This is a genomic window from Cupriavidus sp. IK-TO18, assembly GCF_015549295.1.
Classification (GTDB): domain Bacteria; phylum Pseudomonadota; class Gammaproteobacteria; order Burkholderiales; family Burkholderiaceae; genus Cupriavidus; species Cupriavidus oxalaticus_A.
In genome coordinates this window covers 177,902-192,886 of sequence record NZ_JADGMP010000001.1, presented here as the reverse complement: position 1 = coordinate 192,886, position 14,985 = coordinate 177,902, and the positions used below count along the sequence as shown (strand labels likewise).

The 14,985-nt window shown below is 68.6% G+C and carries 15 protein-coding genes; 12 read left to right on the top strand and 3 right to left on the bottom strand.

All coding sequences use genetic code 11. The features are described from left to right. Positions 1 to 10 precede the first annotated feature (10 nt). The 10 genes from IPF36_RS00840 (at position 11) to IPF36_RS00795 (ending at position 8,709) form a co-directional block, all read left to right on the top strand. Positions 11 to 883, top strand: coding sequence for an ABC transporter permease subunit (locus IPF36_RS00840; RefSeq protein ID WP_133094297.1), 873 nt, complete (start codon positions 11 to 13; stop codon positions 881 to 883). A 255-nt stretch (positions 884 to 1,138) separates the two neighbouring features. Next, a complete protein-coding gene (locus IPF36_RS00835) occupies positions 1,139 to 2,068 on the top strand; it encodes a LysR family transcriptional regulator (protein ID WP_135702975.1) in 930 nt (309 codons plus the stop codon). Positions 2,069 to 2,242: 174 nt separating this feature from the next. Next, positions 2,243 to 2,596 (top strand): Zn-ribbon domain-containing OB-fold protein, encoded by a 354-nt coding sequence (locus IPF36_RS00830; RefSeq protein WP_133094296.1) that lies wholly within the window; start codon positions 2,243 to 2,245, stop codon positions 2,594 to 2,596. Positions 2,597 to 2,632: 36 nt separating this feature from the next. Continuing rightward, on the top strand, positions 2,633 to 3,778 hold the full coding sequence (locus tag IPF36_RS00825; protein WP_195427036.1) for a thiolase family protein: 1,146 nt from the start codon (positions 2,633 to 2,635) through the stop codon (positions 3,776 to 3,778). A 1-nt stretch (position 3,779) separates the two neighbouring features. Then, the gene (locus IPF36_RS00820; protein WP_135702978.1) at positions 3,780 to 4,544 is read left to right on the top strand and encodes an SDR family NAD(P)-dependent oxidoreductase; all 765 of its coding nucleotides are present in this window, start codon (positions 3,780 to 3,782) and stop codon (positions 4,542 to 4,544) included. Between the two features lie 10 nt (positions 4,545 to 4,554). Then, on the top strand, positions 4,555 to 5,358 hold the full coding sequence (locus tag IPF36_RS00815; RefSeq protein ID WP_195427033.1) for an enoyl-CoA hydratase/isomerase family protein: 804 nt from the start codon (positions 4,555 to 4,557) through the stop codon (positions 5,356 to 5,358). Between the two features lie 34 nt (positions 5,359 to 5,392). Continuing rightward, entirely contained in the window at positions 5,393 to 6,376 is a 984-nt protein-coding gene (locus IPF36_RS00810; RefSeq protein ID WP_195427030.1) for a tripartite tricarboxylate transporter substrate binding protein, read from the top strand. After that, positions 6,373 to 6,798: a PaaI family thioesterase gene (locus tag IPF36_RS00805; RefSeq protein WP_243736843.1), complete on the top strand. Its 426-nt coding sequence runs from the start codon at positions 6,373 to 6,375 to the stop codon at positions 6,796 to 6,798. The genes IPF36_RS00810 and IPF36_RS00805 overlap by 4 nt, the downstream gene beginning before the upstream one ends. Before the next feature lies 1 nt (position 6,799). Next, positions 6,800 to 8,032 carry a CaiB/BaiF CoA-transferase family protein gene (locus IPF36_RS00800; protein ID WP_195427029.1) on the top strand — a complete coding sequence of 411 codons (1,233 nt, stop codon included), beginning with the start codon at positions 6,800 to 6,802 and terminating at the stop codon, positions 8,030 to 8,032. Next, a complete protein-coding gene (locus IPF36_RS00795; RefSeq protein ID WP_133094290.1) occupies positions 8,029 to 8,709 on the top strand; it encodes a nitroreductase in 681 nt (226 codons plus the stop codon). Before IPF36_RS00800 ends, IPF36_RS00795 begins: the two co-directional genes overlap by 4 nt. A gap of 15 nt (positions 8,710 to 8,724) precedes the next feature. On the opposite strand, the gene gcvA is transcribed toward IPF36_RS00795, so the two are convergent. Next, complete coding sequence (gcvA, locus tag IPF36_RS00790) at positions 8,725 to 9,621, bottom strand: transcriptional regulator GcvA (RefSeq protein ID WP_195427026.1); 897 nt, start codon at positions 9,619 to 9,621, stop codon at positions 8,725 to 8,727. 183 nt (positions 9,622 to 9,804) lie between these two features. Between gcvA and IPF36_RS00785 the strand changes: the two genes are divergently transcribed. Beyond that, a complete protein-coding gene (locus IPF36_RS00785) occupies positions 9,805 to 10,704 on the top strand; it encodes an oxidoreductase (RefSeq protein ID WP_135702983.1) in 900 nt (299 codons plus the stop codon). A 213-nt stretch (positions 10,705 to 10,917) separates the two neighbouring features. After that, positions 10,918 to 12,981 (top strand): elongation factor G, encoded by a 2,064-nt coding sequence (gene fusA / locus IPF36_RS00780; RefSeq protein ID WP_195427023.1) that lies wholly within the window; start codon positions 10,918 to 10,920, stop codon positions 12,979 to 12,981. 23 nt (positions 12,982 to 13,004) lie between these two features. Here the strand turns inward: fusA and IPF36_RS00775 are convergent, their stop codons facing one another. Then, positions 13,005 to 14,669: a cation acetate symporter gene (locus tag IPF36_RS00775; RefSeq protein WP_195427021.1), complete on the bottom strand. Its 1,665-nt coding sequence runs from the start codon at positions 14,667 to 14,669 to the stop codon at positions 13,005 to 13,007. After that, entirely contained in the window at positions 14,666 to 14,974 is a 309-nt protein-coding gene (locus tag IPF36_RS00770; RefSeq protein ID WP_195427018.1) for a DUF485 domain-containing protein, read from the bottom strand. Before IPF36_RS00770 ends, IPF36_RS00775 begins: the two co-directional genes overlap by 4 nt. Positions 14,975 to 14,985: the final 11 nt, after the last annotated feature.

Here is a 14,985-nt window from a genome sequence, read left to right as displayed (position 1 = left end):
GGAATTCAAGATGCCCGCTTCCGCCCAACGCATCGAACCCGCGCCGCGCGCAGCACCTGCGGCCGTGCCTTCCAGCAAGCCGATGAAAGCCGTGTCGGGCTACCGCCTGCCCGGCGAAGGCTCCAGCTCGCGCATCTCCACCGTAACCGTTGCGAGCCTGCTCGTCCTGTGGTGGGTCGCCAGCCACCTGCGCTGGCTGCCGCCGCTGTTCCTGCCCACGCCGGAATCGATCGTCACCGCCTTCATCGATGCTTGGCAGGGGAACCTGCAAGGCGGCCAGCCGCTGACCGAGCATTTCACCGCGAGCATGGTGCGCGTATTTGGCGCGTTCGGGCTGGCGGTGGTCACGGCGGTGCCGATCGGCGTGCTGATGGGCGTGTCGCGCATCGCGCGCGGCATCTTCGATCCGCCCATCGAGTTCTACCGCCCGCTGCCGCCGCTGGCGTACCTGCCGCTGATCGTGATCTGGTTCGGCATCGACGAGACCTCGAAGGTGCTGCTGATCTTCCTGGCGTGCTTCGCGCCGCTGGCGATGTCGGCGCAGGCGGGGGTGCGGTCGGTGACCATCGAGCAGATCAATGCCGCCTACTCCATGGGCGCCACGCCGTGGCAGGTGGTGCGGCACGTGGTGCTGCCCGCCGCGCTGCCGGACATCCTGACAGGCATGCGGATTGCGATCGGCTTCGGGTGGACCACGCTGGTGGCGGCCGAGATGGTGGCCGCCACCGCCGGGCTCGGGCAGATGGTGCTGAACGCGTCCAACTTCCTGCGTACCGACGTTGTGATCATGGGGATCGTGCTGATCGGGTTGATTGCTTATGTGTTTGATCTGCTGATGAGGAAGATGGCGAAGTGGTTGGTGCCCTGGAAGGGGAGGATGTAAGGGGGGTGGGCATTTTGCTGGCCGCCGGGATTCTGTTCCTGGCGGCTGGCATCTGGCGGTGATTGATACGCCCGGTTCCGCCCGATCAGCCGCTTGCCGAAATGCAGCGCGCCCTGCTCCCCCGCGGCGCGCGTGTGCCCTCAATGCTACGCAACGCCGCCCGGTCCCGTCACTTGTACGAAAGCCCGCCTTTTCGAGCCAGCAAGGCCGGTTACGCACTATCATCGGCACATTCCCAACCGCCAGTTGCCAATCATGGACAAAGCCCGCGTCCTCACCCTCTTCATCGGCGTGGTACGCGCCGGCAGTTTCCAGCGCGCCGCGGTAGAAGCCGGCGTGACCCCGCAGGCCGTCAGCAAGGCGGTGCGCACGCTGGAAGACGACCTCGGCGTGCGCCTGCTGCACCGGACCACGCGCAAGCTCAGCCTCACCACCGAAGGCGCGCGGCTGTTCGAGCTGGCCGCGCCGGGCATGCGCCAGCTGGATGAGGCGCTGGACCAGGTGCGCAGCAGCAAGAGCGACGACGACGGGCTGATCCGGCTGACCGCGCCGCCGTCGGTCGGCAGCCGCGTTCTGGTGCCGCTGGTGCGCGCCTTCCGCGGGCTGCATCCGGGCATCACCTTCGACGTGGTGCTGAGCGACCTCTTCACCGACCTGGTCGAGTCCCGCATCGATATCGGCTTCCGCGCCGGCACCAGTCCCGGCCAGAACCTGGTGGCGCGCCGGCTGTGCGACCTGCCGCTGGTCATCTGCGCCGCTCCCGATTACCTCGCACGGCACGGCGAGCCGGCCACGCTGGACGAACTGCTGCAGCACCAGTGCACCGGCTTCCGCCGCCCGGCCACCGGGCGCATGGTGCCGTGGGAGCTGCAGGTCGACGGCGCGCTGGTCTACCAGGAGGTGCCCGCCGTCGCCAGCTTCAACGACGTGGAAACCGAGGTCGAGGCGGTGCGCGCCGGTATTGGCATCGGCCAGCTGTCCGCCTACATGATCCACGCCGACCTCGTCAGCGGCCGGCTCAAGGCGATCCTGACGGAATTCAGCAGCAGCAATGTCGGGCTGTACATGTACTACCCGCACCGCAGCCAGATGCCGGTGCGGGTACGGCGCTTCATCGATTTCGTAGTGGAAGCGGGGCGCGGCGCGGAGCAATCGCTGTCGCGGCTGGTGGGCCTGGTGCCCTGAGCCTTCCGGCGCGAAGCAGCCCCACCCACACTTCCTTCCAACACCCTTCTCCTGACGCCCTGCGCCGGCCCTTCGTTTGATTTTTTCTCAAGCGAACGCGCCGGAAATGTCGTTTGTCGCACGCGCCGCCAGCGACAACCATTACGCCAAGGCCCACCAACACAGGAGACTGCCGTGTCAGACCAAGCCTATCCGCTCTGGAGTGCGGACCCCCTTCCCCACCTGATCGCCTCGCGCCACCGCGCCACCGGCGAATGGATCTTCCCGGCAGTGCCGGCCGATTCGCCGCTCGCCGCCGAGCATGACCCCGTCGCCATCCGCGGCTCCGGCGTGGTCTACAGCTTCACCGTAATCCATCCCGCGCCCAAGAGCGGCCAGCCGCCGTACGCGCTGGGCTATGTCGATTTCGTCGGCCCGGTGCGCATCTTCGGGCGCCTGCAGGGCAAGGCGCGCCCGGCGATCGGCGACCGCTATGAAGCGCGCCCGGACGCCGAGTTCGGCTATGTCTTCGAGGCCGTCACGGCCTGACCGATCGAAAGAATGCAGAAGGAAAGGGAAAGCAACATGCAGGACATCTACATCCACGGCGGCGCGATGACGCCGTTCGGCCGCCACCCCGGCGTGCTGGCGCCGGAACTGGCGCAACAGGCCATCCTCAAGGCGCTGGCCGACGCCGACGTGCCGCTCGGCCGCATCCAGGCGGTGTATTGCGCCAATGTGCTGGGCGGCATGATCCTGGGCCAGCTGATCGTGCGCGACCTGGGGCTGAAGGGTATCCCGGTCTACAACGTCGAGAACGCCTGCGCCAGCGGCGCCACCGGCGCGCACCTGGCGCGGCACGCGCTGCTGGCCGGGCAATACGACACCGTGCTGGTGTTCGGCATCGAGCAACTGACCGCGCTGGGTGGCGGCACCATCCCGCTGCAGCGCAACGACCACAAGACGGACCTCTATGCCAAGGCCGGCATGGTGCTGCCCGCGGTGTATGCGATGCGCGGCACGCGCTTCCTGCACGAGCGCGACGCATCGCCCGCCGACCTGGCGGAAGTGGCGGTCAAGAACCGCTACAACGGCTCGCTCAACCCGTATGCGCAGCAGCGCAAGGCCACCACGGTGGAAGAAGTGCTCGGCTCGCGCATGATCGCCGACCCGCTGACGCTGCTGCAGTGCTGCCCGTCGCAGGTCGACGGCGCCGCCGCGGTGGTGCTGAGCACGCGCCGTCCGGCGCAGGCGCGTCCGGTCAAGGTGCTGTCGTCGGTGGTGGTCTCCGGCCTGCGCGAAGAGGCCGACGACGACATCCTAGATGCCGAGATCACCGCGCGTGCCGCGCGCCAGGCGTACGAGCAGGCGGGGCTGGGGCCGCAGGATGTCGACGTGGTCGAGCTGCACGACGCATTCACCATCGCCGAACTGCTTTACTACGAAGCGCTGGGCCTGGCCGAGCCAGGCGAAGCGGTGCCGCTGCTGAAGTCCGGCGCAACCCGCTTGGGCGGCCGCGTGCCGGTCAACCCCAGCGGCGGCCTGCTGGCCAAGGGTCATCCGCTGGGCGCCACCGGCGTGGCACAGATGGTCGAAATCCTTTGGCACCTGCAAGGGCGCGCCGGCGAGCGCCAGGTCGAGAACGCGCGCGTCGGGCTGACGCAATGCACCGGCGGCGGCATCGCGGGTGTCGACCACGCCGCCTCTTCCGTCCACCTGCTGGGAGTCTGACATGGGTACGCAACGATTCGATCCCACGCATGTGGCCGTGGTCACGGGCGCCGCGCGCGGCATCGGCCTGGGCATCGCCACGCAACTGGCGCGGCAGGGGCTGACCGTGGCGCTGCTGGACCGCGATGGCGGTGCGCTGGACGAGGCCGTCGGCACGCTGGCCGCCGCAGGGCTCAATGCCTTCGGCGCCACCGCCGACCTGACCGATTCCACCGCGGTCAACGACGCCTTTGCGCAAGTCGCGGCCCGCGCCGGCCGCGTCGACTACCTGGTCAACAACGCGGGGGCAGTGCGCGACATGCGCTTCCTGAAGATGACCGACGACGACTGGGACCTGGTCATCGATACCAACCTGCGCTCGCAGTTCCTGTGCTGCCGCGCGGCGCTGCCCGGCATGGTCGAGCGCGGCTACGGGCGCGTGGTCAATATCTCGTCGCGGGCCTGGCTGGGCGGCTTCGGGCAGGCCAACTACTCGGCGGCCAAGGGCGGCGTGGTCAGCCTGACGCGCTCGCTGGCGATCGAGTTCGCCGGCAAGGGCATCACCGTCAACGCGGTCGCGCCCGGCATCGTCGATACGCCGCTGTTCCGTGGCTTTGCGCCGGAGGTACAGGCGCGGCTGCAGAAGTCGGTGCCGGTGCAGCGCATCGGCACCGCCGACGATATCGCCAATGCGGTCAGCTTCTTCCTCGATCCGCAATCGTCGTACGTAACCGGCCAGACGCTCTACGTCTGCGGCGGGCGCAGCCTGTCGTCGCCCAGCGTGTAAGGAAGCCATCATGACCATCCAACGCCACATCGAAGGCGCGGTCGCGGTGCTGACCGTCGACCGGCCCGACGCGCTCAATGCGCTCGATGTAACCACGCTGCGCGAACTGCGCGCGCACCTGGCCGAGGTGCGCGACCGCGACGACCTGCGCGTCGCGGTGCTGACCGGCGCCGGTACGCGCGCCTTCTGCGCCGGCGCGGACCTCAAGGGCACGCGCACCTCCGCCGCCACCTACCCCGAGGCGCTGTTCCGCGCGCCGGAGCATGCTGCTGACCTTGGGCTCTATATCCGGCTGATGGATCTGACCGACCTCGGCCTCGGCAAGCCGCTGGTCGCGGCGGTCAACGGGCACTGCCTCGGCGCGGGGCTGGAGCTCGCGCTGCAGTGCGACTTGCGGATCGCGTCGACGCAGGCGACCTTCGGCCTGCCCGAAGTCGCGGTCGGCTCGATCCCGGCGGTGTCCGGCCTGCACCGGCTGCTCAAGGCGGTGCCCGCGGCGCATGCGATGCAGATGGTGCTGACCGGCGAACGCATCGATGCCGCGCACGCCGCGCGCATCGGCCTGGTCACCGAGACGATGGCGCCCGATGCCCTGCCCGACCGTGCGCTGGCGCTGGCCGCGCGCATCGCCGCCAACGCGCCGCTGGCCGTGCAGGCGGTCAAGAAGCTGTCGCGCCAGACCAGCCACCTCAGCGAGACCGACGCGCAGCAACTCACCGAACTCTACTGGGGCGTGCTGCGCGATACCGCCGACCGCGCCGAAGGCCGCCAGGCCTTCGCCGAAAAGCGGCAGCCCCACTACACGGGACGCTGAGCGGACCGACAAGAACCACGCAGGAGACACAACCATGGCAGGTATTTCCCGAATCATGCGCGCGGCAATGGCCGGCGTGCTGGCAGTCACGGCGCTGAGCACAGCGGCACAGGCACCCTACCCCACGCAGAAGCCGATCACGCTGGTGGTGCCGTTCGCCCCGGGCGGCGGCAATGACATCCTGGCACGCGCCATCGCACCCAAGATGAGCCAGCTGCTGGGCCAGACCATCGTGATCGAGAACAAACCCGGCGCCGGCGGCAACCTGGGCGCCGACTACGTCGCGCACGCCGCGCCGGACGGCTACACGCTGGTGATCGCGTCGAGCCAGATCACGATGAACCCGTTCCTCGGCATGAAGGTCCCGTTCCAGGTCGAGCGCGACTTCGAGCCGGTCGGGCGCATCGCGTCGGTGCCGATCATGCTGGTCGCCAATCCCGACCAGCCGTTCCGCACGCTGCAGGAGTTCATCCAGTACACCCGCGCCAACCCGGGCAAGCTCAGCTACAGCAGCCCGGGGCCCGGCACGCCGCAGCACCTGGCGGGCGAGGTCTTCGCCAAGCTAAACAAGACCGAGCTGCTGCACGTGCCCTACCGCGGCACCGGCCCGTCGATCAGCGACCTGATGGGCGGCCAGGTGCAGATCTCGTTCGCCACCTTTGCCTCGTCGATCCAGTTCGTGCGCGCCGGCAAGCTGCGTGCGCTCGGCATCGCCGGCAAGAAGCGCAGCGCGCTGATGCCAGACCTGCCGACCTTTGCCGAGGCCGGCATCGTCGGCTACGACGCGGAGCTGTGGTACAGCCTGCTGGCGCCGGCACGCACGCCGAAGACCGTGGTCGACAAGGTCAATGCCGCGCTGGTGGCCGCGCTGAAGTCGCCCGACGTTGCCGGGCAACTGGAAAAGCAGGGCTTCGAGCCGCAGGCCTCCACGCCGGCCGAGCTGAAGGCGCATATCGGCAAGGAAATGTCGCGCTGGCAGCGCGTGATCCAGGACAACAACATCAAGGTGGCGCTGTGAACGCGCCGATTGAACACCCCATGGTGCCGCCCACCGACAACCCGCTGCTGGACTACCTTGGCATCCGCCTGGCCAGCGTCGGCGACGGCCGCTGCGCCTTCGAGCTCGACATCGAGCCGCGCCACCTGAACCGGCAGGGCAGCGTGCAGGGCGGCGTGATCGCCACGCTGCTCGACGCCGCCTGCGGCTACGCCGGCCTGCCGACGGGCCCCGACGGCGCCCTCGGCCACGCGGTGACGGTAATGCTGGCCATCAGCTACCTCAGCAAGGCCAGCGCGGGCCGGCTGCGCGCCACCGCCACGGTGAGCCGCGCCGGCAAGAGCCTGTACTTTGCCACGGCCGAACTGGCCACCGATGCCGGCGTGCTGGTCGCCACCGCGCAGGGCACGTTCAAACGATCCCGCATCCTTCCGGAGACATGACATGCTGCGCGATGCACTAGACGGCCTGACCGTCATCGACTTCACGCAGATCGGCGCCGGGCCGACCTGCACCATGCTGCTGGCCGACATGGGCGCCAGGGTCATCAAGGTCGAGCCGCCCGGCGGCGAACTGGGCCGCGGGCTCGGCCCCGGCTGGCTGGGCGACGACAGCGCGCTGTTCCACGGCTTCAACCGCAACAAGCTGGGCGTGGCGCTGGACCTGAAATCCCCCGAAGGTCTCGCCGTGGCGCGCCGGATGGCGGCAGAAGCCGACATCGTGGTGGAAAGCATGCGCCCGGGCGTGATGGATCGCCTCGGGCTGGGCCATGCCGAGCTGTCGGCGCTGAACCCGGCGCTGGTCTACTGCTCGATCTCCGCCTATGGCCAGGACGGCCCGTATGCCGGCCGTGCCGGCGTCGACGGCATCATCCAGGCCGATTCCGGGCTGATGAGCCTGATCGGCCTGCCCGACGGCGAGCCGTGCAAGGTGCAGGCGCCGGTGGTCGACGTGATGACCGGCTACGTCGCCTGCGTCGGTATCCTGGGCAAGCTGGCGCAGCGGGCACGCGACGGCCAGGGCGGGCATCTCGACGTCAGCCTGCTCAACGCCGCGCTGGCGCTGCAGCAATCGTCGCTCACCAGCTATTGCGCCGACGGGCGGCTGCCGGAACGGGCGGGCAGTGCCGCGCCCTATTCGGCGCCCAACCAGGCCTTCCGCACCGCCGACGGGTGGATCATGATCGCCGCTTACATGCCCGAGCGCTGGCGCCGGCTGTGCGACGTGCTGGGCCTGCCGGCGCTCGCCGACGACCCGCGCTTCGCCACCTCGCCGCTGCGCGTCGCCAACCGGGCGGCAATGGTCGAGGCGCTGACCAGCGTGTTGGTGACGCGACCCACCGACGCGTGGCTGGCCGTGCTGCAGGATGCCGACATCCTGTGTGCGCGCGTGGCCACCTATGAAGACCTGATGGCGCACCCGCAGGTGGCGGCCAACCGCATGGTGCAGCGCATCCCGCACGAGACGCTGGGCGAGATCCGCATGCCAGGCTTCCCGATCAATAGCGTCCAGGAAAACGCGCTGCCCGCGCGGCCGGCGCCGGCGTGCGGACAACATACGCAAACGGTGCTCGCCGGGCTTGGCTTTAGCGCGGCACAGATCGCCGCCTTGCAGGCGCGCGGCGCGGTCCATTGTGCCGATACCATCGAGGCACCGCTCACGGCAACGGCATCATGAACCGCGCCGACATCATCGCCGCGCTCCACGCCCGCCGCAGCGTGCGCGGCTTTCTCGATACGCCGGTACCGCGCGAGACCGTGGCGGCAATCCTGGCCGACGCGGCGCGCAGCCCGAGCGCGTCGAACACCCAGCCATGGCGGGTCTACGCCTGCGCCGGTGCCGTGCGCGACCGGCTCAGCGATGCCCTGCTGGCGCTGCACGACAGCGATGGCGGCGGTCATCGCGAGGAATACGTCTACTACCCGCCGGCGTGGCGCGAGCCCTACCTGGCGCGCCGCCGCACACTGGGCAAGGCGCTGTACGGCCTGCTTGGCATCCCGCGCGGCGACGCCGCCGGCATGGCGCGGCAGTATGCCCGCAACTACGCGTTCTTCGGCGCGCCGGTGGGGTTGTTCTTCACCATCGAGCGCGGGCAGGGACAGGCGGCGTGGCTGGACCTCGGCATGTTCCTGCATGCGGTGATGTTAGCGGCGCTGGGGCACGGCCTGGAAACCTGCGCGCAGCAGGCGTTCGCGCGCTACCACCGGGTCATCCGCGCGCAGCTTGCCATTCCCGACCATGAAATCCTGGTGTGCGGCATGTCGCTCGGACACGCCGATCCCGCCGAGCCGGCCAACCGGCTGCGTACTGCGCGCGAGCCAGTGGAGGGATTTGCCTGCTTCGCCGGCTGGTGACCGGCGAGCGCCGCGCTAGCTTTGCGTCTCGCACTGCGCCAGCAGCCACTCGCGGAACACCGCCATGCTGGCGCTTTCCTTGCGGTCCGCCGGCGTCAGCAGGTAGTAGGTGAAGTCGCCCATGTCGACGCTCTGGCGGAACGGCGCGACCAGCCGCCCGGCCTCCAGGTCTCCCGCGACCAGGAAGCGCTGGGCGATGGCGAAACCCTGCCCTTCCACTGCCGCCGCATAAGCCATGGCGGAACTCTGGAACGTCATGCCACTGCGCGCGTCGACCTGCGCGTCGGCGCGCGCCGCCTTCAGCCAGTGCGCCCAGTCGTCCGGACGCGCAATCGAATGCAGCAGCGTCTGGCGCTGCAGGTCGGCAGGCTTTTTCACCTTCGGGTTGCCGGCCGCAACGCTGGGGCTGCAGACCGGCACCAGGATGTTGGACACCAGCCGGTAGGTATTCACGCCGCTCCACTTGCCGTCGCCTAGGCGGATCGCGCCATCGATGTCTTCCTTGCGGAAATCGACCGGGTCCAGCGAGGCGGTCAGCAGCACCTCGATGCCGGGATTGGCCGCATGGAAGCTCGACAGCCGCGGGATCAGCCAGCGCATGGCGAAAGTAGTGTAGGCGCGCACCTTGAGCTGCTTGCGCCTGGCCCGCTTGCCGAGCCGCCGCGTGGCCTCGCGCAGGTCGTCCATGGCCCGGGTCACGGCGCGGTAGTAGTCCTCGCCGGTGCGGGTCAGCGAAATCTGCCGGTGGCCGCGATGCAGCAGCTGCACGCCCAGGCCTTCTTCCAGCGAGCGGATCTGGCGGCTGACGGCGCCCGGCGTCACGTGCAGCTCTTCCGCAGCGGTGGTGATGCTCAGGTGCCGGGCCGCCGCTTCAAAGGCGCGCAGGGCGTTCAGGGGAGGCAGTTTGTCCATGCCGGCGAGTCTGCCATACGGTTGAGAATTGCTCAATCGACATCGCTCGCATTTATTGACAACTTCTGGTTGTCTTTGAAACGGAATTACACCGCCTAGTGTTGCTGACCGAGCGCGCCTAAATTTGTCTCCGTGGCCCCCGCCATCAGACACCGAAGTCAAACCGAGCAAAGGAGATTCACCATGTCCGCCAACACCACCATCGCTGCCAACACCGCCACCAACGCCACCAACGTCACCAACGCCGCCGGCAAGGTCTGGTTCATCACCGGCGCCTCGCGCGGCTTCGGCCTGGAACTGACCCGCGCCGCGCTGGCCCGCGGCGACCGTGTCGTCGCCACCGCGCGCCGCCCCGAAACGATCACCGGCGCCGTGGGCGCGCATGACAACCTGCTGCCGGTGGCGCTCGACGTCACTAGCGAAGCGCAGGCCATCGCCGCGGCCGAGGCCGCCGTGGCCCGCTTCGGCCGCATCGACGTGCTGGTCAACAACGCCGGCTACGGCCTGCTGGGCGCGGTGGAGGAAGCGTCGGCGCGCGAAGTCGAGCAGCAGTTCGCCACCAACGTATTCGGCGTGCTGAACGTCACGCGCGCGGTGCTGCCGCAGATGCGCCGCCAGCGCAGTGGGCATGTCGTCAATATCTCGTCGATCGGTGGCTATGCGGCCTATCCCGGCTGGGGCGTCTACGGCGCCACCAAGTTCGCGGTGGAAGGGCTGACCGAAGCGCTCGACGCCGAGCTGGCGCCGCTGGGCGTGCGCGCCACCGTGGTCGAGCCGGGCTTCTTCCGCACCGACTTCCTCGATGCCAGCTCGCTGGTCCGCGTCGGCACCGAGATCGCCGAATACGCCGAAACCGTCGGCGCGATGCGCGGCCACATGGCGTCGGCCAACCACCAGCAGCCCGGCGATCCCGCCAAGCTGGCTGTGGCGCTGCTCGCCCTTGCCGACAGCGACAACCCGCCGGTGCGGCTGCCGCTGGGCTCCGATACGGTGGCCCGCATCGCGGAAAAGAACCGCAAGGTGGAAAGCGAACTGGCGGCATGGCATGCCGTGGCGGTCTCGACCGACCACGCCAGTGCCTGATCTGTTGCGGCGCAGCAATCTTATTGAATCCTGGATTGCTGCGCTGCAGCCATGCGCGAGGCGCGGGTTGCCGGCCGGGCCCAAGCGCCGCATGCACCACTTCACACCCTTGCGCCTATCAGGCTTTGTCCCGATGCCGACACTGGCATATGTCGTTTCCGGCGAATTTCGCCAATAATGCCCTGACAGCCATTGCCGGACGAGAGAGCCACCATGCACGACAGTCCCGATGCCATCCGCACCGTTGCCCTGCTCGGGCATGCGGGGAGCGGCAAGACCTCGCTGGTCGAAGCACTGCTGCACAAGGGGGGTGCGCTGCACACCCCGGGCAGCGTGGAGCGCGGCTCGACCGTCAGCGACAGCGATCCGCTGGAGCGCAAGTACAAGCGCTCGCTCAGTTCCGCCATCACCCACGTCGACTTCCGCGGCACCCGCATCTACCTGCTCGACACGCCGGGCTACCCGGATTTCTCCGGCCTGGCGATCAGTGCGCTGGCGGCGGTCGAGACGGCGGCCATCGTCATCAACGCGCAGACCGGGATCGAAATGACCACGCGCCGCGCCATGGCCTGGGCGCAGGCGCGGCAACTGTGCCGGATGATCGTTATCAACGGCATCGACGGCGAGAAGGTCGACCTGCCGGGGCTGCTGGCCGAGATCCAGGAGGCGTTCGGCAAGGAGTGCCTGCCCATCAACCTGCCGGCCGGAAACGGCGGCAAGGTGGTGGACTGCTTCTTCAATCCGGCCGGAGAGTCGGATTTTTTATCGGTGGCGTCGGCGCATGAAGCGCTGATCGACCAGGTGATCGAGATCGATCCGGAGCTGATGGAGGTGTACCTGGAGCAAGGCGAGGCCATCACGCCGGAGCAACTGCACGCGCCGTTCGAGCGTGCGCTGCGCGAAGGCCACCTGGTGCCGATCTGCTTTACCTCGGCCGCCACCGGCGCCGGTATCGCGGAACTGCTCGATGTCTTCGTGCGGCTGCTGCCCAATCCCACCGAAGGCAACCCGCCGCTGTTCTACCGCTCGACCGGCACTGCCGAGGATGGTACCGAGAAACGCAAGGCGGTGCGCGCCGAGCCGGTGCCGGACAAGCACGTGCTGGCGCATGTGTTCAAGGTGGTAGTCGATCCCTATGTCGGCAAGCTGGCGGTGTTCCGCATCCACCAGGGCACGGTCACGCGCGACAGCCAGCTCTATATCGGCGAGGGCCGCCAGCCGTTCAAGGTGGCGCACCTGCTCTTGCTGCAGGGCAAGGAGACGCAGGAAGTGCAGCGCGCCGGCCCGGGCAATATCTGCGCGGTGGCCAAGGTGGATGAACTCGGCTTCGACGCGGTGCTGCACGACGCCACCGAGGATGGCGACATCCACCTGACGCCGCTGGAGTTTCCCACGCCGATCTACGGCCTGGCGATCGAGCCGGCGCGGCGCGGCAACGAGCAGCGGCTGGCCGAGGTGCTGCACAAGCTCAGCGCCGAAGATCCCTGCCTGCGCATCGAGCATCCGGCCGGCACCAACGAGACCGTGGTGTTCGGACTGGGCGAGTTCCATTTGCGCTGCGCGCTGGAGCGTTTGACCGAGCAGTACAAGCTGGAAGTCGCCACGCGGCCGCCGAAGATCGCGTATCGCGAGACCATTGCCGGCAAGGCGGAGGGCCACCACCGCCACAAGAAGCAGACCGGCGGTGCCGGCCAGTTCGGCGAAGTGATGCTGCGCGTGGAGCCGCTGCCGCGCGGCGAAGGCTTCGAGTTCATCGATGCGGTCAAGGGCGGCGCGATTCCCGGCCAGTTCATCCCCGCAGTGGAGAAAGGCATCCGCCAGGTGCTGGAAAGCGGTCCACTGGCCGGTTTTGCGATGCAGGACGTGCGCGTGACCGTGTACGACGGCAAGAGCCACCCGGTCGATTCCAAGGAAGTGGCGTTCGCCACGGCCGGACGCAAGGCGTTTATCGACGCGGTGATGAAGGCGCGCCCCAGCGTGCTGGAGCCGATCGTCGAGATCGAGGTCACGGTGCCGGGCACCGCGATGGGCGATGTCATCGGCGACCTGTCCGCCAAGCGCGGCCAGGTGCATGGCACCCGCACCGGCGCCGCCAACAGCGTGATCGTTGCCGGGCAGGTGCCGCTGTCGGAGCTGAACGACTACCAGTCACGGCTGAACAGCATGACCGGCGGCCACGGCAGCTACACCATCCAGTTCAGCCATTACGACAACGTGCCGCCGGGACAGCAGGAGAAGATGGCGTCCCGCCACAAGGCGCAGCAGGACACCGACTGACCAGCCCGGTGCTGGCCTGGTTTTCAGTGCTGGCTGGCACCGGCCGCGCCGATGCCGGTCATGGCGCGCACGAACTGCGCGCCGTAGCGCTGGCGTTCGGCGCTCCCCCGCGCCGAGCGGTCCAGCACCGACACCAGCCAGGCGGCGGCAAAGGCCAGCGTCATCGAGAACAGCGCCGGGTTGGCATATGGGAAGATCGCCTGCTGGTGCTTGAGGATCCCCACCCATACGGTCGGGCCCAGCACCAGCAGCAGCACCGCCGACACCAGCCCCGCCAGGCTGCCGGCCACCGCACCGCGCGTGGTCAGCCCCTTCCAGAACATCGACAGGAACAGCACCGGGAAATTGACCGACGCGGCGATCGCCAGCACCAGCCCGGACAGGAAGGCGATGTTCTGCTTCTCGAACATCACGCCCAGCACCATCGCCAGCAGGCCGATCACCAGCGTGGCGAGCTTCGACACGCGGATCTCGTCTTTCTCGCTGGCCTGCCCGCGGCGGAACACGTTGGCGTAGAGATCGTGCGACACCGCCGACGCGCCCGACAGCGCCAGCCCGGCCACCACCGCCAGGATGGTCGCGAACGCCACCGCCGAGATGAAGCCGAGGAACAGGTCGCCGCCGATCACGTGCGACAGGTGCACGGCCACCATGTTGCTGCCGCCGATCAGCTTGCCGGCCGCGTCCCGATAGGCCGGGTCCGCGCCCACCATCACGATCGCGCCGAAGCCCACCACCAGGATCAGCACGTAGAAGTAGCCGATGAAGCCCGTGGCGTAGAGCACGGACTTGCGCGCTTCCTTCGCATCCGCCACGGTGAAGAAGCGCATCAGGATGTGCGGCAGACCCGCGGTGCCGAACATCATGCCGACGCCGAGCGAGATCGCATCGATCGGGTTGGACACCAGCCCGCCCGGCGACAAGATCGCCGTGCCCTTGTCATGCACCCTGGCCGCGCTGGCGAACATGGCTTCGGGGCTGAAGCCGAAATAGGCCAGTACCATCACCGCCATGAAGGTCACGCCGCCGAGCAGCAGCAGCGCCTTGATGATCTGCACCCAGGTGGTGGCGAGCATGCCGCCGAACATCACGTACAGCACCATCAGCGCGCCGACGATGACCACCGCCGATTCATAGCTGGTGCCGAACAGCAGCTCGATCAGCTTGCCGGCGCCGACCATCTGCGCGACCAGGTACATGATGACCACGGTCAGCGTGCCGCACGCTGCGGTGATGCGCACCGGCTTCTGCGCCAGCCGGTACGAGACCACGTCGGCAAAGGTGTAGCGGCCCAGGTTGCGCAGCCGTTCGGCGACGATGAACAGGATGATCGGCCAGCCCGCCACCACGCCGAGCGCGTAGATCAGGCCGTCGTAGCCCTTGTCGAACATCATGGCCGAGATGCCAAGGAAGGACGCGGCCGACACCATGTCGCCGGCGATCGCCAGGCCGTTCTGGAAGCCGGTGAGGCCGCCGCCGGCCGCATAGAAGTCCGACGCCGAACGCGTGCGCCGCGCGGCCCAGCGGGTGATGCCGAGCGTGAACAGCACGAACAGCATGAACATGACGATGGCGCTCCAGTTCAGCGGCCGCTGCGCGGCCTCGCCCTGGATCGCGGGGGCTGCAGTGGCGGCGCTGGCTGCCAGACCGCACAGGGCGGCGCCGAGGGAAAGGTGTACCGGCTTCATGCTTCGCACTCCTTGCGCACGCGTTCGTTGAGCGGATCCAGGTCGCGGTTGGCGCGGTGGACGTAGATGGCGGTCAGCAGCACGGCGGCAACGATCACTGCAACGCCTACGGGGATGCCCACCGTCATGACGCCCCCGGCGACCGGCGTGCCGAGCGTGGCGGGCGAAAAGGCCAGCAGCAGGATGAAGCCGAAGTAGACCGCCAGCATGACCAGCGTCAGCGACCAGCCCAGGCGCGTGCGGCCGTGGATCAGGCGGATAAAGTCGGGGTGGTTCTGGATGGCTTCCAGTTGTCGCGCGTCCATGGTGTCTCCTT

Excerpts from the sequence above, each read along its gene's own strand:
- IPF36_RS00840 (WP_133094297.1), top strand. The coding sequence starts at position 11 with ATGCCCGCTTCCGCCCAACGCATCGAACCCGCGCCGCGCGCAGCACCT.
- IPF36_RS00835 (WP_135702975.1), top strand. The coding sequence starts at position 1,139 with ATGGACAAAGCCCGCGTCCTCACCCTCTTCATCGGCGTGGTACGCGCC.
- IPF36_RS00825 (WP_195427036.1), top strand. The coding sequence starts at position 2,633 with ATGCAGGACATCTACATCCACGGCGGCGCGATGACGCCGTTCGGCCGC.
- IPF36_RS00820 (WP_135702978.1), top strand. The coding sequence starts at position 3,780 with ATGGGTACGCAACGATTCGATCCCACGCATGTGGCCGTGGTCACGGGC.
- IPF36_RS00815 (WP_195427033.1), top strand. The coding sequence starts at position 4,555 with ATGACCATCCAACGCCACATCGAAGGCGCGGTCGCGGTGCTGACCGTC.
- IPF36_RS00810 (WP_195427030.1), top strand. The coding sequence starts at position 5,393 with ATGGCAGGTATTTCCCGAATCATGCGCGCGGCAATGGCCGGCGTGCTG.
- IPF36_RS00800 (WP_195427029.1), top strand. The coding sequence starts at position 6,800 with ATGCTGCGCGATGCACTAGACGGCCTGACCGTCATCGACTTCACGCAG.
- IPF36_RS00795 (WP_133094290.1), top strand. The coding sequence starts at position 8,029 with ATGAACCGCGCCGACATCATCGCCGCGCTCCACGCCCGCCGCAGCGTG.
- gcvA (WP_195427026.1), bottom strand. The coding sequence starts at position 9,621 with ATGGACAAACTGCCTCCCCTGAACGCCCTGCGCGCCTTTGAAGCGGCG.
- IPF36_RS00785 (WP_135702983.1), top strand. The coding sequence starts at position 9,805 with ATGTCCGCCAACACCACCATCGCTGCCAACACCGCCACCAACGCCACC.
- fusA (WP_195427023.1), top strand. The coding sequence starts at position 10,918 with ATGCACGACAGTCCCGATGCCATCCGCACCGTTGCCCTGCTCGGGCAT.
- IPF36_RS00775 (WP_195427021.1), bottom strand. The coding sequence starts at position 14,669 with ATGAAGCCGGTACACCTTTCCCTCGGCGCCGCCCTGTGCGGTCTGGCA.
- IPF36_RS00770 (WP_195427018.1), bottom strand. The coding sequence starts at position 14,974 with ATGGACGCGCGACAACTGGAAGCCATCCAGAACCACCCCGACTTTATC.